The organism is Amycolatopsis sp. WGS_07, from assembly GCF_045278895.1.
Taxonomy (GTDB): Bacteria; Actinomycetota; Actinomycetes; order Mycobacteriales; family Pseudonocardiaceae; genus Amycolatopsis.
This window is the reverse complement of sequence record NZ_CP136053.1, coordinates 2,981,243-3,005,471: the sequence shown is the minus strand read 5'-3', so window position 1 is coordinate 3,005,471 and position 24,229 is coordinate 2,981,243. Positions and strand designations below refer to the sequence as shown.

General features: G+C 69.7%; 18 protein-coding genes, 1 tRNA gene and 2 pseudogenes. 7 read left to right on the top strand and 14 right to left on the bottom strand.

Translation table 11 applies throughout. From position 1 onward, the window contains the following. Positions 1-2: 2 nt before the first annotated feature. From RPX00_RS14110 to RPX00_RS14085, 6 genes and pseudogenes are all read right to left on the bottom strand, one after another. Positions 3-836 (bottom strand): LytR/AlgR family response regulator transcription factor, encoded by an 834-nt coding sequence (locus RPX00_RS14110; protein WP_406639969.1) that lies wholly within the window; start codon positions 834-836, stop codon positions 3-5. Positions 837-921: 85 nt separating this feature from the next. Beyond that, positions 922-1,767 (bottom strand): S49 family peptidase, encoded by an 846-nt coding sequence (locus RPX00_RS14105; protein WP_406639968.1) that lies wholly within the window; start codon positions 1,765-1,767, stop codon positions 922-924. Between the two features lie 18 nt (positions 1,768-1,785). Beyond that, positions 1,786-3,103, bottom strand: a pseudogene (locus tag RPX00_RS14100) (sensor histidine kinase). A 593-nt stretch (positions 3,104-3,696) separates the two neighbouring features. Continuing rightward, positions 3,697-4,556 (bottom strand): annotated as a pseudogene (locus tag RPX00_RS14095) (Fpg/Nei family DNA glycosylase). Between the two features lie 38 nt (positions 4,557-4,594). After that, positions 4,595-5,035, bottom strand: a complete 441-nt coding sequence (locus RPX00_RS14090) for a DUF983 domain-containing protein (protein WP_378308847.1) — start codon at positions 5,033-5,035, stop codon at positions 4,595-4,597. 69 nt (positions 5,036-5,104) lie between these two features. Then, entirely contained in the window at positions 5,105-6,718 is a 1,614-nt protein-coding gene (locus RPX00_RS14085; RefSeq protein WP_406639967.1) for a zf-HC2 domain-containing protein, read from the bottom strand. Between the two features lie 210 nt (positions 6,719-6,928). Here RPX00_RS14085 and RPX00_RS14080 point away from each other — a divergent pair. Next, positions 6,929-7,001, top strand: a tRNA-Gly gene (locus tag RPX00_RS14080). A 266-nt stretch (positions 7,002-7,267) separates the two neighbouring features. Beyond that, positions 7,268-8,725 (top strand): alkaline phosphatase family protein, encoded by a 1,458-nt coding sequence (locus tag RPX00_RS14075; RefSeq protein WP_406639966.1) that lies wholly within the window; start codon positions 7,268-7,270, stop codon positions 8,723-8,725. 34 nt (positions 8,726-8,759) lie between these two features. On the opposite strand, the gene RPX00_RS14070 is transcribed toward RPX00_RS14075, so the two are convergent. From RPX00_RS14070 to RPX00_RS14055, 4 genes are all read right to left on the bottom strand, one after another. Continuing rightward, the gene (locus RPX00_RS14070) at positions 8,760-9,161 is read right to left on the bottom strand and encodes an Imm7 family immunity protein (protein ID WP_406639965.1); all 402 of its coding nucleotides are present in this window, start codon (positions 9,159-9,161) and stop codon (positions 8,760-8,762) included. Between the two features lie 26 nt (positions 9,162-9,187). Beyond that, on the bottom strand, positions 9,188-9,697 hold the full coding sequence (locus tag RPX00_RS14065; RefSeq protein WP_406642908.1) for a DUF2716 domain-containing protein: 510 nt from the start codon (positions 9,695-9,697) through the stop codon (positions 9,188-9,190). A gap of 223 nt (positions 9,698-9,920) precedes the next feature. Continuing rightward, the gene (locus tag RPX00_RS14060) at positions 9,921-10,541 is read right to left on the bottom strand and encodes a hypothetical protein (protein WP_406639964.1); all 621 of its coding nucleotides are present in this window, start codon (positions 10,539-10,541) and stop codon (positions 9,921-9,923) included. Between the two features lie 76 nt (positions 10,542-10,617). Beyond that, positions 10,618-11,109 carry a hypothetical protein gene (locus RPX00_RS14055; protein WP_406639963.1) on the bottom strand — a complete coding sequence of 164 codons (492 nt, stop codon included), beginning with the start codon at positions 11,107-11,109 and terminating at the stop codon, positions 10,618-10,620. A 127-nt stretch (positions 11,110-11,236) separates the two neighbouring features. On the opposite strand from RPX00_RS14055, the gene RPX00_RS14050 reads away from it, so the two are divergent. The 3 genes from RPX00_RS14050 to RPX00_RS14040 all read left to right on the top strand — a co-directional run bounded on the left by RPX00_RS14050 (position 11,237) and on the right by RPX00_RS14040 (position 17,826). Beyond that, positions 11,237-12,829: a hypothetical protein gene (locus RPX00_RS14050; protein WP_406639962.1), complete on the top strand. Its 1,593-nt coding sequence runs from the start codon at positions 11,237-11,239 to the stop codon at positions 12,827-12,829. 136 nt (positions 12,830-12,965) lie between these two features. Then, a complete protein-coding gene (locus RPX00_RS14045; protein ID WP_406639961.1) occupies positions 12,966-14,159 on the top strand; it encodes a hypothetical protein in 1,194 nt (397 codons plus the stop codon). Beyond that, entirely contained in the window at positions 14,152-17,826 is a 3,675-nt protein-coding gene (locus RPX00_RS14040; RefSeq protein ID WP_406639960.1) for an FkbM family methyltransferase, read from the top strand. Before RPX00_RS14045 ends, RPX00_RS14040 begins: the two co-directional genes overlap by 8 nt. Before the next feature lie 21 nt (positions 17,827-17,847). Here the strand turns inward: RPX00_RS14040 and RPX00_RS14035 are convergent, their stop codons facing one another. After that, on the bottom strand, positions 17,848-18,999 hold the full coding sequence (locus RPX00_RS14035) for a hypothetical protein (RefSeq protein WP_406639959.1): 1,152 nt from the start codon (positions 18,997-18,999) through the stop codon (positions 17,848-17,850). Between the two features lie 194 nt (positions 19,000-19,193). Between RPX00_RS14035 and RPX00_RS14030 the strand changes: the two genes are divergently transcribed. Continuing rightward, positions 19,194-20,798 (top strand): acyltransferase family protein, encoded by a 1,605-nt coding sequence (locus RPX00_RS14030; protein WP_406639958.1) that lies wholly within the window; start codon positions 19,194-19,196, stop codon positions 20,796-20,798. 77 nt (positions 20,799-20,875) lie between these two features. Here the strand turns inward: RPX00_RS14030 and RPX00_RS14025 are convergent, their stop codons facing one another. Then, complete coding sequence (locus tag RPX00_RS14025) at positions 20,876-21,553, bottom strand: response regulator (RefSeq protein WP_406639957.1); 678 nt, start codon at positions 21,551-21,553, stop codon at positions 20,876-20,878. After that, positions 21,550-22,668 (bottom strand): sensor histidine kinase, encoded by a 1,119-nt coding sequence (locus RPX00_RS14020; protein ID WP_406639956.1) that lies wholly within the window; start codon positions 22,666-22,668, stop codon positions 21,550-21,552. Before RPX00_RS14020 ends, RPX00_RS14025 begins: the two co-directional genes overlap by 4 nt. Before the next feature lie 134 nt (positions 22,669-22,802). On the opposite strand from RPX00_RS14020, the gene RPX00_RS14015 reads away from it, so the two are divergent. Next, complete coding sequence (locus tag RPX00_RS14015; RefSeq protein WP_406639955.1) at positions 22,803-23,435, top strand: dihydrofolate reductase family protein; 633 nt, start codon at positions 22,803-22,805, stop codon at positions 23,433-23,435. Here the strand turns inward: RPX00_RS14015 and RPX00_RS14010 are convergent. Further along, complete coding sequence (locus RPX00_RS14010) at positions 23,372-24,217, bottom strand: helix-turn-helix transcriptional regulator (protein WP_406639953.1); 846 nt, start codon at positions 24,215-24,217, stop codon at positions 23,372-23,374. The two genes, RPX00_RS14015 and RPX00_RS14010, sit on opposite strands and share 64 nt — an antisense overlap. Positions 24,218-24,229 lie beyond the last annotated feature (12 nt).

The following is a 24,229-nucleotide window of genomic DNA, read 5'->3' as shown; positions in this document are numbered from 1 at the left end:
GGCTAGCCGCCCCGGCCGGAGCCGACGATGCGGTCCTTCAGCGCCCGGGTGTGCCGTCGGCTGACCGGCAGCACTTTCTCCTCGTTGCCGATCACGACCTGGTAGCCGCCCTGACCCATCCGCATTTCGGTGATCAGCGGCAGCGCGACCAGGAACGACCGGTGGATCCGCACGAATCCGGCCTTCTCCCAGCGTTCCTCCAGCTGGGCGAGCGGGATGCGGACCAGGTGGCTGCCCTCGGTGGTGAACAGCCGCGCGTAGTCGCCCTGCGCCTCCACCCAGCGCACCGAGGAGCGCGGGATCAGCTTCGTGGTGCCGGCCAGTTCGACCGGGATGACCTCGTCATCGGTCTTCACCGGTTCGCCGCCGCCCTGGCCCGCGGGCGGGCCGGCGGCCGTGGCCAGCTTCTCGCGAACCCGCGAGACCGACCGGTCGAGCCGGTCCTGCTGGAACGGCTTGAGCACGTAGTCCACCGCGCCGAGGTCGAACGCGTTCACCGCTTCCTCGGCGTGCCCGGTGACGAACACCAGTACCGGCGACGGGTTCATCGCCGCGATGACCCGCGACATCTCCATCCCGGACAAGCCGGGCATGTCGATGTCGGCGAACACGGCGTCGACCGTCGGCAGGCCGTTTGCCCGCCGGGCAGCCAGTTCCGGGTCGTCGTGCGAGAACAGCCGCAGCGCGTCGGAGGCGTCCGAGGCCTGGAAAACGCGGTGGATGTGCGGGTTGTTCTGGAGTCCGTGGCTGAGTTCGTCCAGCCCGGCCAGCTCGTCGTCCACGGCGAGGACGATGAGTTTCCGGGTGTCGTCGTGAGCACTCACAGTGAGACGCATCCTGCCGATTGCGAGGTGCATTGTCCAGACCCGATCGAAGCTCGCCCCTTGTGAGTGGCGTACCGGAGTCGCCACTCACCCGCGGTCACAGGCCGAACCGCGACCAAGCCGCCTTCGTGGTAACCGCGTCCAGCAGCGCGCTCGCGGCCGCCGGCGCACCGATGCCCAGCCGCGCGAGCAGCGGTTTCTTCGGCTCGGCCACGGTGATCTCGGCGTCCGGATACCGCTCGCGGACGATCTCGCGCAGCGAACCGAGCCCGTCGACCAGCCCAAGGTCGACGGCTTTCTGCCCGAGCCAGACGTCGCCGGTGAACAGGTCGGTGGAATCGGTCAGCCGATCGCCGCGGCGCTCCTTGACCCATTCGACGAACAGTTCGTGGAGCTGGCTGTGCATGTTCTTCAGCCACTCGACGTCCTCGGGCTTCTCCGGGCTGAACGGGTCGAGCCGCGATTTGTTCGCGCCGGCGGTGTGCAGCCTGCGCTCGATGCCGAACCGTTCGAGCAGCCCGGTGAACCCGAACCCGCCGCTGATGACGCCGATCGAGCCGACCATGGACGTCCGGTGCGCGTAGATCTCGTCCGCCGCGCACGCGAGCCAGTAGCCGCCGGAAGCGGCAACGTCCTCGGCGAACGCCAGCACCGGCACGCCCTTCTCGTCGGCCAGCTGCCGGATCCGCTCCGCGACCAGGCCGGACTGCGTCGGCGCGCCGCCGGGCGAGTTGATCTGCAGCGCGACCGCCTTGAGCCGATCGTGCGCGAACGCCCTGGTGAGCGCGGATTCGACGGCACCGAGGTTGATCGCGCCGCGGGCAAGCGGCGACGGCGTCGGCGTGATCACCCCGTGCAGCTTCACGACGGCGACCACGTCCTTGCGGTCGCCCCGGTCGCCGAGCACGGGAAGGCGGGCAGTCAGCTTGTCGGTCACGCTCATCAGCCCAGGCTAACCAGTTCAGTGCGCGGGCAGCATGCCCGAACGCGAGCCGTGCACCCCGTCGGGTTCGGGCTCCGGGTCCGCGGGCCGGGGAACCGGCGCGGGCGGCTGCTGGGGCACGTCGGCGGAGTAGTCCGGCATGTTCGGCCGCACCCCGAGCTTGAACTTCGGCACCCGCAGCGCGACCTTCATCCCCGCGCCCGGCGCGGTCTCGACGGTGAGCGCGTAGTCCTCGCCGAACACCTGCCGCATGCGCTGGTTGATGTTGCCGAGCCCGACGTGCGCGCCGGTGCGGTGCGCGTTGCGCAGATCGGTGAGCTGACGCGGATCCATGCCGATGCCGTCGTCCTCGACCGTGATCAGTGCCTCGTGCCCGTCGTCCCGCGCGATCACCGTGACGCAGCCACCGCTCGGTTTGCTGGCCAGCCCGTGTTTCACGGCGTTTTCGACGAGCGGCTGAATGATCAGGAACGGCACCACGACGCTCAGCACCTCGGGCGCGATCTTCATCCGCACCTCGAGCCGCCCGCCGAAACGAGCGTTTTCGATGGTCAGGTACCGGTCGATGTTGCGCAGTTCCTCGGCGAGCGTGGTGTACATGCCGGAGGTGCGGAACGAATAGCGCGTGAAGTCCGCAGAAGTCCTGAAGCAGCTCGCGCGCTTCCTCCGGATCGGTGCGGATCAGCGCGGAGATCGTGTTGAGCGCGTTGTAGACGAAGTGCGGCGAGATCTGCGCGCGCAGGGCTTTGATTTCCGCCTGCTGCAGCTGATTGCGCGACTCCTCCAGCCGTGCGAGTTCAAACTGCGTGCAGACGAACTGCCCCACCGCCTCGGCCATCTGCACCAGCTTGCCGCGCGTGCGCCCGACAACGATGAGCGTCGCCTCGGCCTCGCCCTCAACGAGAATCGGCACGATCGCGGCGGTCTTCATCTTGCAGGTGCCACGGTGATTGCACGGCATCTTGTTGTGATCAGCGACCGCCCGCCGGTGTTTCCGCAGCGCGGTGCCGATGTCCTCGACGACGTCCAGGTAGTGGTCAGTGGCCTCGCCCGCCCAGGACAGCAGCGTGCCTTCACTGTCCGTGATGCCGACCGCGAGACAGTCGAGCACCTCGAGCAGCTCCGCCGTCATCCGGTTGGCGGCCTCCTCGTCAAGCCCCGCCCGCAAATTCGGCGTGGCTTTGGACATCCGGTGGACGGCCTGCAACACGGCGTCCTGGATCACGCCCTTGGGCCGGCGCGCCCGGAAGGCGAGGACCAGCACCACGATCACCAGGATGCCGACCAGTACCCACGGGACGACCAGCGCATAGGGGAAGTCGGACACGACGTCCATGCTCTGCGCTCGACCGACCGGGTGCAAGGTCTGCTTCCCACTTTCTGTCCAGTAGCGACGACCGAGGGTGGGCAAACCCTACCGTCACTCCCGGTGAGCGTGAGGATCTTGCGCCATTCGGGTGGTGGCGGTGGCTGTAGGTCGCCGATGAGTGGGGTGAAGGGACCCTTCATCACTACGGAAGGTTAGGGGTGAAGGGTCCCTTCATTGCTTGGCTAGTGCGGATGAGGGTTCTTGAGGCCTGTGGTCGGGTGCCCCATGGTCGAGCGCCCCACAGCCTCGGCTCCTTGGCACGGCCCTCTTTGCCTTTGGCCCGGCTGTCTTTGCCGACGGCCCGGCCGTGTTTGCCGATAGCCCAGCCCAATTTGCCGACGGCCCGGCCCCTCTTTTCCGAATTTGGGCGCAGCCCCACCCCACCGCAAGAACCGCCGCCGACGCACCCAAACATCGAGGCACCCAGCCCCACCCCCGCACCCCGATACGAAGCCTCCCTGCGGTCTGGGGGTGCTTGTCAAGGCATCTTTCCCGCCTTGACAAGCACCCCCAGACCGTCAGCACAATTCAGGCTTCGGGGTGCCCCACGCCACCACAATTCACTTCAACAACCGCGACATCCGCCGATCCGCCAACGGCTTCCCCCGGTCTGACAAGTCGCGCAATACTGAAACGACTTATCCGCGAACGAAATCTCCCGGATAGTGTCCCCGCAAACCGGACAAGGCAACCCGGTCCGAGCATGCACCCGCAGCCCAGACCGCTTCTCCCCCTTCAACCGCGCGGCCTTCTGCCCGACAGACCGCGAAACAGCGTCCGTCTCCACCTCACGGATAGCCTCGGCCAGGGTCTCCAGCGCGCCCTCGTCCAGCTTTCCCACCGTCGCGTAAGGCGAGAGCTTCGCCCGGTGCATGATCTCGTCCGAATAAGCGTTTCCGATCCCCGCGATCACCGACTGATCGGTCAACGCCCACTTCAGCCGCGTCCCCTTGCCCTGGAACAACTCCCGCAGCTGCGACGCGTCAACCGCCAGCGCGTCCGGACCCAGCCGGGCCACGCTCGCCACCTCCGAGGGGTCCGCGACGATCCACACCGCCAGGCCCTTCTTCGTCCCCGCCTCGGTGAGATCGAAGCCAGGACCGGACGCGGACTCCAGGTGCACGCGCAGCGAGATCGGCCCCTTGCCGGGCTTCAACGGAGCCGGGGCCAGCCCGTCCGACCAGCGCAACCATCCCGCGCGGGCCAAATGCACCACCAGATGCAGGTCGCCGAGGACCACATCCAGATGCTTGCCATGACGGGTCGCGCCGGTGATCTCGCGGCCATGCAGTTCGGTGTACGGCGGCACCGCGGTCTTCAGCACGCTGAGCGACGCGACGTCGATCCGGAAAACGGTGCTCCCTACGGCGTGTTCGCGCAGGTGATGGGCCAGTGCTTCGACCTCGGGCAGCTCGGGCATGGCACCAGTCTCGCGCGCCAGTCCCGTTCCGGCCAGGTCTATTCGACCGGGTGCAGCGGACCGTCGAAGTCCGGCAGCGAGTGCTTCTGGATCGTCTTCGAGATCCGCTTCACCTCGCCGGACACGGTGAACATGCCGCGGATCGTGCCGACCCAGCGCTCCGACGGCCGGTCTCCCGCGACGTCGCCCTCGGTCTCGGCGACCACCGTCCACGGGCGGCGCAGAATCCACCGCAGCGGGAAGAACAACACCACCAGCAGCAACGCCAGCAGCACCCACGCGGGCACCTTGACCACATCCGGCGTCCAGATCACCAGCGCGGCCACCAGGAACACCATGACCACGATCATCGCGATGCCAGGTCCGTAACTGCCCGCGACGTCGTGTTCGAAATCGTCCGCGGTGGCGGGAGCCCGCCATTCCATCTGGGCACGGACCACCCAGTCGCGACCGTCTTCGCCGCGTACCAGCCGGTTCATCCTGTTGCCTCCCGGGCGACGCCGAACTCGGTCAACGTTACCGTGACCGCGCGGTCGAGCGCGAGGTGGTCACCGAGAGTGATTGGCGTTATGCCGGGTTTTGCCTGTTCGGCGACCTGCGTCCGCTGAGGAATCGGCCGAATTGGTGACATCCTGCTCGTCCGTGGAGCCGGTCCTGGCAGACTTCGCGGACCGGACGGGCTTCTCCGAACCAGCGGAACCAGCCGCGGCGGAGGACTCCGGAGCGGCCGAAGCGACGTGCCGCGACCCCGCCGGCGTCGTGGTGACCGACGGCGGCAGATACGAATCCGGCGACGGCACGTACGACGAGTGCGGCGGAGCGTACGACGAACTCGTGGTGTCCGTCGTCGTGCTCATGACCCCCGGGCTGGACGAGTTGGTGGACGTGTCCAGATCCGACCGCGACTCAGTGCTCGACGACCGGCTCGTCATCGGCGTACCCGAACTGCTGCTGTCCTGACCAGGAAGATCGTCCCGCGGCGTCGTACCGGAGGTATCCGACGTCGACGACTCCTCCTGCGGAACCGGCTGATGCACCGGCGGCAAATTCGGCACCTCGGCCACGCCCAGATGCGGCGAAATCCCCGGATGAATCGCCGATCGCACCGGCCGCGCACTGCCGTAGAGCTTCCCGGCGATGACCCGCGGACCCTGCTGCGCCGGCGGCGGAGGCTGCTCCGGCGGTTGCAACGCCAGCTCCGGCGCACCGCCGCCCAGCCCCACGTCCTGCGCCGGATGCGACCCGAACACCAGCGGACCGGCGGTCAGGCTCACCGCACCCGCCGCCGCGGTCGACGCCAGCGCCAGCCCGACCTTCACCTTCGAGCCGAACACCACGCTCTTCACCGTCGCGAGCGCGCCGCTGGCCTTCCCGATCCCGGCCAGCGCCGGAACCGCGACCACCAGCACCTCGGCATGCGCCCGCAGCGACGAGCACACATCCCGCAGCTCGTCCTGCGTCGCCCGGCACGACGGACACCCCAGCAAATGCGCCTTGATCCGCTCCGCCTCCGCGCCGGTGACGCTGCCCGCGGTGAACCCGCCCAGCTTCTCCACCACCGCCCGGCACGTCTCCGGACCACGATTCACCGAAAGATGCGCCTGCAGATACGCCGCCCGCAGCCCCTGCCGCGCCCGCCGCGCCAACGCCGCCGTCGCGTTCGCCGACAACCCGAAATGCGGAGCCACCATCGACGGCTGCTCGCCCTCGACCTCGGTCTGCCACAACACGGTCCGCCAGCGCTCCGGCAAACTCGTGAACGCCGTGGTGATCAACGTGTGCTCAGCCGTCCGCGCGGGCGTGTCCACCCCAGCGCCGGCGCGGAACGTCAGCTCGTCGTCGGTCACCGGAACATCGCGCCGCGCGCCGTGCCACTCCCACGACACCCGGCGCGCCACCGTCAGCAGATAAGCCCGGATGTAATCCCGCGGACCCGCACCGCGGCGCAACGCCTGCAGCACGCGGAAGAAGGTCTCCGCGGTGATGTCTTCAGCTTCGGAGCGATCCGAGGCAAGGCTCTGCGCCAATCTGCGCACCGCCGCCGCGTGCAGCTCGAACAACTCCCCGAACGCGGCATCCTCGCCGTCGCGCAGCCGCTTCAAAAGTGCCTGCTCGTCGGATTCCGAGGCCGCTGGTGGCGGCGCCGTGCCCAGCTCGGTCATCCGGCAAGGCACCTCCTCCCCCGAAGGACTCACCACTGAAGTCGATTGGGGACACCATACGGAGCAGAGCGCCCGTCGTCACCCCTTGTGCGCCCGACGTGACGCGCGAGCACCAAGTCTCAGCAGGTCCACGCGTATGTCGGGGCCCCCGAAAGTGTCACCGAGGCGACGGTATAGAGTGTCTTCAACACCGAGCACCAAGCGGTTAACGCGGATGTAGCGCAGCTGGTAGCGCATCACCTTGCCAAGGTGAGGGTCGCGGGTTCGAATCCCGTCATCCGCTCGCGGCTGAGAGGCCCGTATCCACGGAAAGCGTGGATACGGGCCTCTCGCCATTTCACCCGGGGGCCGAGCCCCCGGACCCCCACGGTGCGGTGAGCTGCGGTTGGGGGCGGGGAGGCTTTGTAGCTCGCGAAGCGAGCGGAGAAGCATGGCTGGTCTAGGCCACTTGCGATCTTGAGCTGCTGCCCGACCTTGTGTTGGGGGCGTTCATGGATTGTTTTTACTTGGTTGGTTTTTGGCGTCGCTAGGGCGCGGGACCGTGGCTGCATGACTGAGTTGACTCGGCGGCGGGTTCTTGGGGTGGCTGGGGCTGCGGCGGCTTCTGCTTCTTTGTTGCCTGGCAGTGTTCGGGAGGCGTTGGCTCGGGGGGTGCCGGGGCGGGGGTCTCTGGCGGACGTTGAGCATGTTGTGTTGCTGATGCAGGAGAATCGGTCGTTCGACCACTACTTTGGGACGTTGTCCGGGGTTCGGGGGTTTTCCGATCCTGGCGCGGCTCGGTTGCCTAATGGGCGGTCGGTGTTTTATCAGCCTGATGCGCTGAATCCGGCTGGGTACGCGTTGCCGTTTCATCTGGACACGCATGCGACCAACGCACAGAAGATTCCCTCCACCTCGCATGCTTGGCAGGTCCAGCACGACGCCCTCAACGGCGGCAAAATGGACAACTGGCTGCCCGCGCACCGCAAGGCCGACGGGAAGAACGGGCCCTACGTGATGGGCTATCACACCCGGGCTGACCTGCCGTTTCAGTTCGCGTTGGCCGAGGCGTTCACGATTTGCGACGCCTACCACTGCTCGGTGCTCGGGCCTACTTGGCCGAACCGGATGATGTGGATGACCGGGACGATCGACCCGGACGGGAAGCACGGCGGGCCGATTCTGGACAACAAGGCTCCGGCTGGCGGGTACACCTGGACCACCTACGCCGAGCGGCTTCAGGCAGCGGGCGTGAGCTGGAAGGTGTACGAGCAGAGCGACACCTACGGCTGCAACATGCTCGAGAACTTCGCGAACTTCAAGAACGCCGACGCGGACTCACCGCTCGTCGTCAACGGCACGACCCACCGGCCGGAGGGCCAGTTCGAGTACGACGCGCGCAACGACAAACTGCCCACCGTCTCGTGGATCATCTGCACTTCGACCGCGTCCGAGCATCCGGACTACACGCCTGCCGAAGGCGCGGCTTTCGTCGCGTCCAAGATCGACGCGATCGCCTCCAACCCGGACGTCTGGGCCAAAACCGCGTTCATCCTCAACTACGACGAGAACGACGGCCTCTTCGACCACGTCATCCCGCCCATCCCGAAACCCGGGACGCCGCACGAGTTCGTCACCAAGACCTCGCCCGGCGGCACCAAGGGCAACGGGCTGTCCGTCGGGGCCGGTTATCGGGTGCCGTGCATCATCGTGTCGCCGTGGACCGCGGGCGGCTGGGTCGCGACCGAACGCTTCGACCACACGTCGACCCTGCAGTTCCTGGAGAAGGTCACCGGCGTGGCCGAGCCCAACATCTCCGACTGGCGGCGTTCCACCTTCGGCGACCTGACCTCGGCGTTCCGGTTCCGCGACACCAAGGCCAAGCCGCCGGCGCTGCCCGACACCTCCGGGCCGCTGACGCTCTCCCGCTACGAGGCCGCGCACCTGCCCGCGCCGAAATTCCCCGGCACTGACCAGAAACCGCCGCGGCAGGAACCCGGCAACCGGCCGCAAACCCCGCCGCGCTGAGCTGTTGAGCCCCTGTCCGCAGCCGGGCAGGGGCTCACAACTCGTAGCCGTCCAGCGCGGTCGGCGCGACGGGCGACAAATGCGGATCGCTGTGGTCGGTGACCTGACCGCGGGCCATCCGGTACACGCGGAAGTCGTTGTCGTGTTCGGGGTCCTGGTCGTCCCACACGTGCAGCAGGCCGTAGGAACCGGGGGCCAGTTCGCCGACCCGCGCGAACGTTTCCAGCAGCTGCGGTCCGATCGCGCCGCCGTGCTTGTCCAGACCACCCAGGTGGAGCATCGGCAGCCCGGCGCTCCACCGCAGATCCACCAAATCCAGCATGCCCGCGTCGCGCAACGACCGGTTGACGCGCTCGACCAGCCGCTGCAGCAAAGCCGCGTCGTCGTCGCCCGTTGCGGTGGCGGCGATGGTCACCCAGCCGTGGTATTCGAACACGTGCGAGACGGTAGCAGCGGCACTGCTCAGCGGGTCAGCGCAGAGGGCTGGCCGTCCCGGCGCAGCTGGTTCGTGAGGATGCCGTCGGCGTGCTTTTCGACCGCCGGGAGCAGTTTGTCCCCGAAGACGCACAGGGTGCGCTCCCACGGGTGGCCGAGGGTGCCGTAGCTGAAGTCCGCGGCGAGGAACAGGTGGTAGTCGCCGCGCGGGAAGACCGACACCAGCCAGGGCGCGTCCGGCCGCATGCGGTGCGGCCAGAACTTGAACGACTGGTGCTGCCAGTGCAGCACCCACAGCCACTCGTCCTCGGCGGTCGTTTCCTTCAGCGCGGCCAGCACCGCGCGGGCGACGTCGTGCTCCTCCACCGCGTACGGGCCGAGGCGGAACTCGGCCGAGGCACGGTCGTACTCGCCGGTGGAGAGATCCCAGGCGGCCGACGGGCGCGGCTCATGGAAGCCCGGCCAATCGTGCGCGAAGGTGCTCGGCCAGAACCTGAGCTTGTCGTGCACCCAATACCAAGCGGGCTCGTCGGCCACTCGCGAGAGCGGCTCCCAGGCTGCAGCAGCGTTCACTTGTCGACCTCGAAGTCATCGACCGGGCTCGAAACTGCCGAAAGCTTCGTGTCCGGGGCCGGGATTGTCCAGTCCACGGGAGCCGAGCGCGAAGCTGTCACTCGACCGGGTGGCCTGCGGACCGGGAACCACGACCCGGTCCGCAGCTACCTTTACCCGACCGGCCCGCCGGTCATGCACGCAGCCGTTATGCGGCGCGCCACAGCGTGACGAACGCCGACGCCTCGCTGGCCGCCCACGGCCGCAGCCGCTCCCGGTCCCGCGCGGACAGGGTGAACTCCTTCGCCCGGCGCACGTCCACGACCAGCGCCTCACCGCCCGGCAGCAGATCCGGCATGCCCTCGGTGAGCAGCCACAACGCGAGCTGCGCGGCGTCCCGGGTGAGCGGCTCCTCCTTGAAGTACAGCCAGGTGGCATACCGGCGGCCGTTCGATTTCCGCAGCCCGAGCTGTGGGCTGATGCCGATTTCCAGCTCGCCGAGCGCGAACTTCGCCCGCCCGACCTCGATCAGCTTCGGATCCCGGCGGCCGAGGTAGCGCAGCCAGCCCTCGGCGATGGCCGCGTAGTGCGGACGGGTGCGCTCGTCGGCGTTGTTGACCAGCGCGCGCATGGCGACCTCGTCCTGCCGCGCCGCCCGGCCGGCCCGGACCGCGTTCGCCGCGCGCCGGTAGTAGTTGAACGCCGCCCGCGCCGGGTCCTCGTACAGCCGGCGCTGCCTGCGCACGAACGACGAACGCGACGGGCCCTTGCTGGCGCTGTATCCGACGAACGTGGGCAGCGTGACGTAAGCGGGCTTGGGAGCAGTCATGGGCGGCCGCCTTCCGGTGGATGGTTTCCCCAGTACACGGCCAATTTTAGAACATATGTACGACAGTTTTTGCCGCTCAACGGGTGACCGGCGGCCATGGACCGGCCAGTACCGCGCGCGCCTGCTGCAGAACCTGTTGCTCGCAGTAGCTGACCGGCGTGACGTCGGTCGGAATCCAGGTCGCGAGCATCGCCAGCCACTGGCGAAGTTCGGCGAGCGCGGCGGGGTGGCCGAGCCGCCCGTCGAAGGCTTTGACGCCCTTCGCGGCTTCGGCGAGCGGGACGTCGCCGCGCACCATTTCGCCGAGATGTTCGCCGAGCAGTTGCCATTGGGCGGCCGTGGCATCGGCCGGAAGCTCGATGCCCAACTCCTCCACGACGTGCGAAAAGGCGTCGGAGACCGCCTGGTGATTCCGGTGGTCGAGGGCGGCCAGTTCGGGCAGGGACGGCGCGTCGAGGCCCTCGCTGACGGCCCGCGCCCCGGCCTCGACGAGTTCGGCAGCGGTGATGTCGAGACCGGCGAGCCGATCCACGGCCAGGGCGGCGAGCGCACCGCGCGCGGAGGACATGCTCCCGATCGTACGGACGCCGTTTCCCCTACGAGCCGCTGATCTCGGCTGATCTTGTGCGCCTGAGCCCCACGGAGCCGGGACGCATGGAACACTGTCGCCCGAACCGGTGACAGGGGGTTGCGTGATGAGCTGGCAGGAAGAACTCCGGCGGTTGGACGCCGAGTTGGCCGCCGGCCGCCTGGGCCACGCCGAACACCGCCGCCAGCGCGACGAACTGCTCGCCGAGGCGTCGGGCGGCGGGGCGGCTTCGCCAGTGGCGTCGCCGTTGCGGCAGGACGCGCCCTCGAACGGCGGGTCACCCACCTGGAGCAGCCCGGCGGCGAGCGCTCCGCAGGACGTCGCGGCGATCGCGGAGCCCGGCTCCGGGGATGCGGCGGCCACCCAGCGGGTGGGATCGGACCGCACCGGCTCGGCTCAGTCCGGCGGCGCGGCGACTTCCGCTGCGGCCAACCCGGCAGGGTCCGCCACCAGTCCCGCCGCGGCCTCCGCAGCCGGTGAGGCAACCTCCACCACCAGCGAGGCAGCCTCCTCCACGACCAGTTCGGCAGCCTCTTCCGCCGCCAGCCCGGCGGCCTCCGCCACGACCAACCCCGCCGCCCCTTCCACGCCCAGTCAGGCGGCTCCCGCCACCCCGGCACCCCCGGCGACCAGCTCAGCGCCCCCGTTCTTCGCCCAGCAACCGAGCCCGGCCACGCCACCGCCAAACCCCAACCCGGCCGCACCGCACCAGCCCCAGCAGCAGATGCCCGCGCAGCCGGGAACGTGGCCCGGTGTCGCTCCCGTGCAGTGGAATACCCCTGGTCAGCAGCAACAGCAGCAGCCGGTCGTCGGATGGGCCAGCACCAACCCGGCGATGCCCGCGCCGGAACCGCCCGCGGTCGAGTCGTTCCTGAACTCCGGGGCGACGGTCCCGTCGGCGGAGAAGACCCAGCCCGCGTTCTCCCACACCCCGGGCACCCCGTTCTCCACCGATCGGCCGACGACCGCGCCCAGCCCGGCCGACGACCGGCCCACCGCGGTCTTCGGAGCGGTCCCGGCCAACGGCGGGCAGCCGGAGCCGCGCCGGCTCTGGGAGGACGACGCCAAACCGCGCGGGTCGAAGCCGACCTGGCTGTTCCTGTCGCTGGCCGTGCTCGTGGTGCTGGCGCTGGTCGTCGGCGTCATCTGGTTCATCGGCAACAAGGACGACACGTCCGGCACGGCCTCGCCGCCGCCCGCGTCGTCCACGCCGAACACCCAGCCGCCCTCGCTCGAAGACAAGCTGCCCACGCTGCCGGGGACGGCGAGCCCGGAGAACTCGACCATGGCGCTGGACAAGGCGGTCCAGGCCAAGGCCGTCTCCGACGCCGACGCGAACCTCATGCGCGCGGCGGGCGCGGACCAGCTCGTCTACCACGCCTACGCCGCGCCCGAAGGCGGCACGACGCTCATCGCCGTCCCGACGCCGTCCAAGGCACAGGCGGGTCAGCTCGTCCAGGGGCTGCGGCAGAACCTCGTCACCGGCGGGTTCGACAGCAGCCCGCTCGGCCCGGCGGCCACCGACCTGCTCTATGGCGCGAGCAGCCCGGCCGGACGCGTGCTGGCCTTCTGGTACACCTCGGGCGGGGTGTCGATCGGCATCGGCGTGTCGGGCCCGGTCGGCCAGGATCCGGCGGCGCTGCGGTCGCGGATGGAAGAGATCCGCGCGAAGGTCGCGGCCGCGCTGCCCGCCAGCTGAACTCACCCCGGCTCGGAAGGCGACCCGCCAGGTCACGTGGGGTCGGACCCGTGCACAATGTCCACGTCGTCACACCACAATCGGGTAGTGCCGACGCATTGACCCGTCGCCATGCCGACAGATAAGGGGGGCCCTGGTGTCCTGGCAGGAGGAGCTGCGCCGGCTGGACGAGGAGCTCGCGTCAGGGCGCCTCTCCGCGGACGACTATCGCATCCGGCGTGATCAGGTGCTGTCCTCGGCCGTGGGCCAGCAGGATCAGCCCGCCCCGCCGCCGCCGAGCCAGAGCGCGGACTCGACCCAGGTGATCGCCCCGGTCAGCCCGCCCGGCGGAGTGCCGCAGCAGCAGCCGCAGGCCCCGCAGGCTCAGCAGCCGCCCGCCGACGGCGGCGCGGAGCGCACCCAGGTCGTGCAGTCGTGGCAGCAGCAACAGCAGCAGCCGCCCGCGGACGCTGGTCCCGAGCGCACCCAGGTGGTGCAGCCGCAGCAGCACCAGCCGCAGGCGCACTACTCCCCGCCCGGCGGGTTCCCGCAGGGCACGCCGTCCTCGCCGCCCGGGGGCTTCCCGCAGCAGCAGCCGTGGAACGCGGCCGAAAGCGACCAGACCCCGCCGTGGGGCGGCGGCGATCTGCCTCCGCTCGGCCCGTCCGGGGGCGACTCCGAATGGGTCCGCCAGGGTCCGGAGTACTTCAGCGACAAGCCGAAGAAGAGCAACGGCAAGAAGATCGGCGCGATCGTCGGCGCCGTGGTCGTGCTGGCCGGCATCGCGTTCGGCGCGTACTGGCTGTGGGGCCGCGACAGCGGAGGCGGCGGCACCGAGCAGACCACCGCGCAGCACAGCTCGTCGGCGGCGCCGAAGCCGCCGGACCCGCTCGGCGTCGCGAACATGCCGGGCAAGGCCGAGACGCACGACGACATCACGTCGTTCTCGCAGGTCGACACGCTGCAGTACCTGAACCCGCAGGAGCTGAGCGCCTACCAGTCAGCGGGCGCGTCGAAGGTCAAGTTCGTCGTGTACCACCTGGACGACGGCAACCTGATCACGCTCTTCCTGACCCAGGCCAGCAGCCCGACCGCGGCGAAGACCGCGGCCGAGAAGCTGATGGAGGTCCAGGTCACGAACGGGGCCAAGCGCGACACCACCGCCCCGAACGGCGTGTACGCCACGTCGATCGACGCGAAGGAAGGCCAGTCGGCCCAGGCGCGCGGGCACTACGCGCACGGCAACGTGATCGTCCGCGTCGAGGTGTCCGGCAAGGCCGCCGCCCAGACGAAGACCGACTTCACCACCGCACTGAACCAGCAGCTCACGGTTCTGACCGCCGATGCCTGAGCCCGGGACCACCGCCTGCACGATCGTCGCCCGCAACTATGTGCCAGCCGCGCGCGTGCTGGCCCGCTCGTACCTCGAGCACCATCCGGGCGGCCGCTTCGTCATCGCGGTCATCGACGCCCCGCGCGACCAGTCGGACCGGGCCGGCGACGGACTCACCGTCGTCGGCCCGGCCGCGTTCGGCATCGACGAGGACGACTACCTGCGGATGGCGACCGCGTACTCGGTCACCGAACTCGCCACGTCGGTCAAGCCGTACCTGCTGCGCGAGCTGCTGAAAGAGTCCGAGGCCGCGATCTACCTCGATCCGGACATCGAGCTGTTCGCGCCGATCCCCGAGGTCGCCGAACTCGCCAAGGAGCACGACATCGTGCTCGCGCCGCACTTCCTGACCCCGTTGCCGCAGGACGGCATGGAGCCGGACGACGCGGTGATCATGGGCACCGGCATGTTCAACCTCGGCTTCATCGGCGTCGGCCGCGGCGCCGGGCCGTTCCTCGACTTCTGGGCGGGCAGGCTGCGCCACGACGCGATCGTCGCGCCCGAGCAGCAGCTGTTCACCGACCAGCGCTGGGTCGACCAGGTGCCGTCGCTGTTCCGGCACCACGTCGTCACCGACCCCGGATTCGACGTCGCGTACTGGAACCTCCACGAGCGTCCGATCGGCCGCGACGAGGACGGCAACCTGACCGCCGGCGGCGCGAAGCTGCGCTTCTTCCACTTCAGCGGCTATCGGCCGGAGAAGCCGTGGCTGCTCAGCTTCCACTGCGCGCGCAAGCCTCGCGTGCTGCTGTCGCACAACGACGACCTTCGCGCCATCTGTGACTCGTACGGCACGAAGCTGCGCGAAGCGGGGTACGCCGAGTCGCTCGACTCGATTCCGTACGGCTTCAAGGACTTCCGCGACGGCACGCCGGTGCCGAAGCTCGCCCGGCGCGTCTTCCGCGAGGGCTGGATCAAGTCCGAGCGCAAGAAGAAGCCCGCGCCGCCGCACGCGTACGCCGAGGACGGCGGGCTCGCGCTGCGCGAATGGCTCGCGACCCCGGAGGACCAGGGCCAGGCCGCGGCCGGGTTGAACCGGCTGACGCACGCGATCTGGGCGTCGCGGATCGACCTGCAGATGGCGTTCCCGCATCCCTACGGCGACGACGCCGACGGTTTCCGGCACTGGTGCGCCGGGTCCGGCGTCGCCGAGGCCGGGCTGCCGGAGTGGGCGCTGCCGTCCGAACCGGTCGCCACGCGTCCGCCGCACGACGAGTTCGGCGTGAACCTGCTCGGTTACCTGACCGCTGAGCTGGGGCTCGGCGAGATGGGCCGGATCGTGCTCGAGGCGATCGAGACCGGCGGCGTGCCGGTGGTCACGGTGCTGGAGGAGAAGGCGGTCTCGAACCGCACCGGGATCGAGCGGCCGGCGACGGTCGGCGACCCGCGGTTCCCGGTCAGCGTGTTCGCGGTGAACGCGGACCAGACCCGCACGATCCTCACCAACCACCCCGAGGTCGGCGCCGGGCGCTACCGGATCGGGCTGTGGGCGTGGGAACTCGAGGATTTCCCGCAGTGGCAGCACGAAGCGTTCGGGATGCTCGACGAGATCTGGACGGTCAGCGACTTCTGCCGCCGGGCGTTCGCCGCGCATTCGACGATCCCGGTCAAGACGATCCCGGTGCCGGTGCGCGATCCGGGCGAGCCGTCTCCGCCCGCGCGGGACAAGGGCGAGCCGGTTCGGTTCCTCTTCGCCTTCGACTTCAACAGCGTCGCGGAACGCAAAAACCCTTGGGGCGCAGTCGTTGCGTTCCAGCGGGCGTTCCCCGGCCGGGACGACGTCCGGCTCACCGTCAAGGCGATCAACTCGAAGCTGCACCCGCAGGCGGCCGAACGGCTGCGCGCGGCGGTTCGCGGCGACGACCGGATCGAACTGATCGAGCGCTACCTCAGCGTCACTGAGCTGCACGAGCTGTACGAGACCAGCACCGCGTACGTTTCGCTGCACCGCAGCGAGGGTTTCGGGCTCACCGTCGCCGAGGCGATGGCGCGCGCGATGCCGGTGATCTCGACGGATTACTCCAGCACCACCGAATTCCTCGACGCGTCCACGGGCTGGCCGATCCCGTACCGGCTGGTTCCGGTCGGCGAGGGCAACTACCCGTACCACGCCGACGCGGTCTGGGCGGAGCCCGATCTCGACGCCGCCGCGGCCGCGATGGTGCGGATCGCCGACGACCCGGCCGAGGCGATCGCCCGCGGCAAGCGCGCGCGGGAGGTCATCCTGCGCGAGCGGTCGATGGCGACCGCGGCCGAGTGGATGCGGCGTGAGCTGGAGCAGGCGCACGAGACGTGGCAGGAGCGGCAGCGCGCCGCGGCACCGCCACCGGAGCACCCGCTCAGCCCGCTGCAGCAGGCGACCGAGGCGTTGCGCTGGCGTCCGGAAGCGGACACGCCGTCGCGGCTGCCGCTCGCGCCCGCGCTGCGCAAGGCCGTGCTGCGCGCGATCGACCACTACGACGTGCATCAGCGGCACGTGATGAGCGCGCTGCTCGCGGCCACCGAGGAAAGCAACCGGCGGTTGCTGGACCGGATCGAAGGCCTGGAACGCAGCATCGACGAATCCCGCCGCGCCGCGCTGTCCACGCGCACGCTCGGCGAACGGCTCGAAGCGTTGCGCGGCACGGTCAACGAACTGCGCCGGCAGGCCCCGGAAACGGACCTCGCGCTGCGCAATCTCGAAGCGGACGTGGCGAAGCTGGCCGAGGGCTACGACGGCGTCGGCGCGCAGGTCGAAACCGCGGCGGGCACCGTGCACAAGATGTTCGCGAGCCGCGACGAACGGCTCGACGCCGACGAGAAGGCCATCCAGCGGGTGACCCTCGATGTCAGCGCGATGCGGGACGCCGCCCGGCTCCGGCACGCTCCGGTGCCGCGTGGCGCGGACGTCGTCCAGTGCGACGTCGGCGCGCTGCTGATGCCGATCGACGAGGTCATGCTGCCCTGGATCCTGTTCCACCGGTCCTGGGAGGACAGCGAGGCCGAGCTGATGGCGTCGCTGGCCAAGGGCGCGTTCCTCGACGTCGGCGCGCACGTCGGCTACCACACGCTGCGGCTGCTGCGGGCTACGCCGGAGGTGACCAGGGTGATCGCGGTGGAGGCCGACCCGGTCAACGCCGCGTACCTGCGCCGCAACGTCGAGGTCAACCTGCCCGCCGCGGCGGGTGAGCTGGTCACCGTGGTCGAGTCGGCCGCGTGGGACGAGCCCGGCACCGTGCACCTGGCGCAGGCGACCCCGGGCAACAGCGGCGACAACCGCGTCACCACGGACGGCTCCGGCGTCGAGGTCCCGGCGGTCCGGCTGGACTCCGTGCCCGAGGTGACCGAGCAGCGGATCGGCCTGGTGAAGGTCGACCTGCAGGGCCGCGACCACCGTGCGCTGGCGGGGCTGGCCGAGGTGCTGCGCCGCGACCAGCCGCACGTCGTCTGCGAATTCGACCCGGGCGCGATCACCGAACTGGGCGACGACCCGGCCGCCGTGCTCGCCGGGTACCGCTCGCTCGGCTACACGCCGAAGGTGGTCACCGACGACGGTCCGGCCGACAAGGTGCTGGACGACCCGGCGATCATCGCCGCGGCCAAGGCGGACGAGAAGGAATTCGTCACCCTCTGGCTGGCGCCCTGAGCTGATCGCGCACGTGGTGCCTCAGGGCGCCACGTGCGCGATGGTCAGCAGGAACGCGCCGTACCAGGCACTTCCGATGGTGATCACCGGCAGCAGCACCGCCAGTACCCGGTTCGGCAGCTTCGCCAGCATGAGCGCGACCGGCACGGTCAGCACGAACGCCGGCAGCAGGAAGCGCGCGCGGGACTGGAAGAAGTTCGAGGAGCACAGCGCGATCACCACGGTGAGCGTGCCGTAGATCTGCCACGGCAACGGCAGCCGCGTGGCCCACGTCCAGAACTGCAGCACCACCGCGGCGAGCACGACGAGCGCGGTCACGGTGATCCAGCTGGCGTGGTCCGAGGTGAGGCCGTCGCGGACCTGGGTCCAGGTGAAGACGCCGAAGTCGAAGTGCATCTGCCACGCGTTCTGCAGCCAGAACCAGCCGTCCGGGCGGCCGGTCTGGATCCAGACGTAGCCGAGATAGCCCAGCAGGCCGAGCGGCGCGATCAGCCCGCCGACCCACGGCCGCCAGCCGTCGCGGCGCTGGAAAACCGCGACGAGCGCGGCGATGCCGACCGCGGCGATCAGGGCTCCCGAACTCGCCCTGGTCAGCCCGGCGAGCACCGCGAACCCGCCCGCGACCAGCCATTCCCGGCGCGCGAGCATCACGAACGTCCAGGACACGAGCGCCATCAGCAGCGATTCCGAGTACGCCAGATGCAGCGCCGTCGAGCCCGGCCCGATCGACCACAGCACGGCGACCAGCAGGCCCACCCGCGGTCCGGCCAGGTCGCGGCCCAGCACGAACAGACCCCACGCGGCCGCGCATCCGGCCAGCAGCGAGATCGTCATCCCGGCCCCGAGCGGCGGGATGCCGACCAGGGTGAGAAGAGCCACCATCGCCGGATACAGCGGGAAGAACACCAGGCTGTTCTCGCCGGGCAGCCCGTCGGCGCCGAGCGTGACCGGCTGGTCGTAGCCGTGCTGCGCGACCGACAGGAACCAGTTGGCGTCGAAATTGTCGATGAACCGGCCCGGCGACACGTCGGCCTTCCAGCTCATCATCCACAGCACGCCGAACGCGAGGACCTGAAACAGCAGGTAGAGGCTGATCGCGGGGGCGGCCTGGCGGAACGCGGCACGCAGGGTCGGTGAACGCTCGACGGCGCCGTCGAGACTGGACTGCTGCACGCTCCCCGAACTCCTGAACTCACTCGCGCAAAACCGGACGAATTCCTGCCTGATCGTACCTGGCAACCACATAATCCGAGGCCAGACCGGGTTTTGTGAATTATCCCCTTGTCTCCGCCAAATGCGGGGAGTACGTCCGTGGCCCGCCGGAGAGGCGGTAACCTTCACGAGGTTGTCGGTAGCGGAAGACGGGGGTGATCACGCTGGCCGAGCCGAATTCCGCTGCCCTGGCCGACCCCTCGTCCGCGACGCCGAAGAAGACCCGGATCGTCTTCATCGACATCGGCCGCGGTCTAGGCGCGCTGCTGGTCTTCTACAGCCACATCGTCCATCCGTGGATCATCGCGAAGAACGAGAACGCCCCGTACGCCGATTTCATCGAGGCGCTCACGAGCGACCCGATGCACATGTCGAAGCAGGGCATCGGGCAGATCGCCGTGCCGTTCTTCTTCCTGGTCAGCGGTTTCGTCGTGACGCCGATCGCGCTGCGCCAGGGGCCGGGACGCTTCGCGCTCAACCGGTTCATCCGGGTGTACGCGCCGATGCTGTTCGTGGTGCTGCTGACGGTGTTCCTGCTGCTGGTGAACCTGCACCCGCCGTCGACCGGGCAGGCGCAGACGCTCAACCCACTCACCGTCTTCACCAACACCGCGCTGGTCAACTACCTGATTTTCCCGCAGGTCGTGCTGGTGCCGGTGGCCTGGACGATGATCGTCGAGGTCATCTTCTACGTGCTGCTGATGGCGGTGCTGCCGCTGCTGCGCCGGTGGGTGTGGCTCGGGATCGCGGTGGAGCTGACGTTCATCTTCGTGGTGATGATGAGCCGCTCGCAGCTGGGACCGTCGTGGTCGCTGTTCGCGGTGAACGTCTCGTACCTGCCCGCCATGGTGATCGGCCAGGTCATCTGGGCGACGACCAAGAAGAAGATCCCGCTCTGGACCGGCGCGCTGTACGGCGGCTGCGCGTGGTCGCTGTACGTGCTGGCGGACATCATCAACGTCGGCCGCGTGGACAGCTCGTACAACCTCGCGCTGGCCTTCGCCGTCGCCTGCTTCCTGATGGGCATGTTCGCCGAGGACCGGCTGAAGCAGCGCAAGGTCTGGACCATGCTGTCCGAGCGCAGCTACTCGATCTACCTGCTGCACATGCTGGTCACGTTCGTGCTGCTGCAGCTGCTGCGCCCGGCGGTGCCGCTGCCGATCGCACTGCTGATCGTGATCCCGGCGGTGTTCGGGGTGGTCGAGGTGAGCTACCGGTTCGTGGAGCGGCCGAGCCATTCGCTGGCGCGGCGGTTGTCGCATCGGCAGAAGCCGACTCCGCCCGAGCCGGAGAAGCCGGAACCTCCGGTCGAGCCGCCGGTCGAAACGCCGGGGGAAGCCACGCAGCTCGTGGACGCCGCCGAGGTGACCATCGAGATCCCGAAGGTGCCCGCCGATCCGAGGCCGCCGCGCCGTCCGGCACCTCGGCCGCGTCCGCAGCCGAACGGGCGGATGCCGAGGAACGGCACTCCGCCGCCGAACGACGCCCCGCGCGGCGAGCAGCCACGCATGCCTCGCGCGAATGGCGACGAGCAGCCGCGAGCGATGCGTTCTAATGGCGGCGCGCACCGGGCGCGTCCCGCCGAATCGGGCGTCGACCGCACCGCCGAACCGCCGGTGCGCCGGGCGATGCCGCCGCGCCGTCGGCCGTCAGCTCCGCCGGAGCTGCGCTACCAGCCGGACCAGGAAAACCAGGCCCAGCGCGGCGACCAGGACGATTTCCCACGCCACCGGAACTCCTTCCGCCACACCCCTCGCTGAGTGATGCTCTGCCTGTAGGGCGTGCGAAGGTGGGAGGGCGTTCACCGACACGGCCTAACTCACACTCCCGGCTTAGCTCACTCGTGCGAGCCGCGACGCGGGGTGACGAGGCCGGATTCGTAGGCCAGCACCACCAGCTGCGCCCGGTCGCGCGCGCCGATCTTGGTCATGATGCGGCTGACGTGCGTCCGCGCTGTCGCGGCGGAGATCACCAGGTGGGCGGCGATTTCGTCGTTCGACAAGCCGCCCGCGACCAGCGCCAGCACCTCGCGTTCGCGTTCGGTCACCTCCTGCACGGCCGAGGTGTCGATCCGCCGGTGCTCCGGCCGTCCGACGATCTCGGCGATCAACCGGCGCGTGACGGTCGGCGCGAGCAGGGCCTCCCCTGCCGCGACGACGCGCAGCGCGTGCAGCAGTTCGACCGGTTCGGTGTCCTTCAGCAGGAAGCCGCTGGCCCCGGCGCGGAGTGCTTCGTAGACGTACTCGTCGACGTCGAAGGTGGTCAGTACCAGCACTTTTACCCCGGCGAGGTCGGGATGCGAGGTGATCCGGCGGGTCGCTTCGAGCCCATCGGTGCCGGGCATCCGGATGTCCATCACCACGATGTCCGGCCGGTGCTCGACCGCCTGCGCGACGGCCTGCTCGCCGTCGCTCGCCTCACCGGCCACCTCGAAACCGTCCTCGGTGTCCAGCAGCAGCCGGAATCCGGCGCGGACCAGGGCCTGGTCGTCGGCCAGTACGACGCGGATGGTCATTTCTCCCCCTCCACGGGCAGTTCCGCCCGCACCTGGAAACCCTGCCCAGTGACGCTCGCCTCGACGCTGCCGCCGAGCGCCGTCGCGCGTTCCCGCATGCCGCGCAGGCCGTGGCCGGGCGTCGGCTGGACGGTGCCGCGGCCGTCGTCGCGCACGGTCAGGACCAGCGTGCCCGGCTTGCGCTCGAAACGGACCTCGACGCGCTGTGCCCCGTCGGCGTGCCGGACGACGTTGGTGAGCGATTCCTGCAGGATCCGGTACGCCGCGCCGTCCACCGGGGCGGGCAGCTCACCGGCTTCGCCGTGCAGCTCGACTTCCAGCCCGGCGGTGCGCGCGTGGTCGAGCAGCTCGTCGACCTGCGCGAGGCTCGGCGCGGGCGCGCGGTTCTCGCCGGAACGCAGCACCGCGAGCGTCGCGCGGAGGTCGTTGAGCGCGGACGCGCTGGCCGCCTTGATGTTCAGCAGCGCCTCTTTCGCCTGTTCGGGCCGCCGATCCGCGACATGCGCGGCGACGCCGGCCTGGACGTTGATCATCGCGAGACTGTGCGCGACGACGTCGTGCACCTCGCGGGCGATGCGAAGCCGCTCCTGCTCAGCCATCCGGTGCCGATGCTCGTCGGCCTGCTCGCGCCGGGCGGCGACGGCCGCGAACTGGAACCGCACCGCGGTCGCGATGCCGATCACGGCGACCATCCAGACCACGGCGAACAACGCCCAAGCACTGATCGCAAACGTTTGCGCGACGACGATGTGGGTCACGTACGCCGCCACGAGCACCGCCGCGCCGGTGCTTCCGGCGACCACCGGACCCTTGTGCCGGGTCAGGACGAACAGCGCGATGGTCGGGACGAGGATCACCGGCCCGCCCGGTTCCGGCGACAGGTAGTAGGCGTAGGCCGAGGCCGCGGTGAGGACGAACAGCGGCAGCGGATACCGGTGGACAAGCAGCAGCGTCAGCACGGTCGCGGCCAGCCAGGCGGCACCGAGCGGGCTCAGCGGATGCTCGGCGTGCTGCCAGCGGCCGGACGCACTGGAGCCGCCGAGCACGAAGGCGAGCACGACGAGGGTCCGGAACACCCGCCCGAACCACGGGTTCTGCGCCCGCCACCAGTACATGGTGCGAAAACTACCGGGGAACCGCGTGCGGCGCGTCCGTCGTGGAGCGTGGGATCGGGCTACGCGCGGCGCGGTATGTCGAGAACGCTCGTCCGGCTCCGTTCACTGGGCAAACGACGGAAACGGAGACGGTGATGGGCGAGGTAGTGGCCGGGGCGAGCATGTCGCTGGACGGTTTCGTGGCGGGACCGGGCGAATCGGGGTTCGATCTGCTCTTCGGCTGGATGGGCGGCGGTTCCGAGGAGGTGCCGACCGCGCAGCCGGATCGCGTGCTGCGCATGTCCCCGGCGAGCGCCGAGGTGCTGCACGCGCAGCTGGAATCGACCGGGGCGCTGCTCGTCGGAAGACGGCTGTTCGACCTGACCTCGGGGTGGGGCGGGATGCATCCGTTCGGCGGACCAGTGGTCGTGGTGACGCATCGAGCGCCTGCCGGATGGGAGGACTCGCCGTTCACATTCGTCACCGAGGGCATCGAGGTCGCGGTGGCACGCGCGAAGGAACTGGCCGACGGCCGCGACGTCGGCGTGAACGCGGGCGAGATGGCCCGGCAATGCCTGGCAGCCGGGCTTCTCGACGCGGTGCGGATTGATCTGGTGCCGGTGCTGCTCGGCGGCGGAGTGCCGCTCTTCGGCGAGTTCGGGCTCGACCCGGTGCGCCTCGGTACGCCGGACGTCACCGTCGGCGAGGGCGTGACGCACCTGCGCTATCCGGTCACAGGCACGAACTCGCGCAGCTTCTCCAGGGTCTCGGTGTTGCCCGGGGTGTAGACCGACATCCGGATTTCCGAGCGGCGGCCGGCGTAGAGGTAGGTGAAGTCGAACGTCAGCAGGCCCGCCTCCGGATGCAGGTACCGCTTGGTCTTGGCCTGCTCGGTGTTCACGTCGTGGCGGTCCCACAGCTCCGCGAAGCACGGCGACTCCGCCCGCAGCCGTTTGACCAGCGACTTCCAGCCGGGCTCGCCCATGTGCTCGGCCATCGCGGCGCGGAAGGACGAGACCATCCGCGGCACGTTCTGCTCCCAGTCGACCATCCGCTTCCTCCACTCCGGGTTGAGCAGGCACTGGACGAGCGTGTTGCGTTCCTCGTACGGGATCGCGTCGACGCCGCCCATCAGCCAGTCGTAACCGGCGTTGTGGCCGATCACGTCGAAGCGCGCGTTGCGGACCGCGACCGGGAACGGCTCCAGCTGGGTCATCATGTCGTCCATCGACGGCGTGATCGCGGAGCAGTTCTTCTTCTCGGTGACCGGCTCCGGCGCTCCGGCCAGAGTGAACAGGTGCACGTGCTCGTGCGGATCGAGGCGGAGCGTGCGGGAGATCGCGCTGAGCACCTGCTCGGACGCGTTGATGTCGCGGCCCTGTTCGAGCCACGTGTACCAGGTGACTCCGACCCCGGCGAGCTGCGCGACCTCCTCGCGGCGCAGCCCTGGGGTGCGCCGCCGCCCGCCGACCGGCAGGCCGACCTGCTCGGGCGTGATCCGGCCGCGCCGGTTGCGGAGGAACTCGCCCAGCTCGGTCCGGCGCAGGCGGTCTTCGATGCCAGTGGTCACGACTACCAGGTA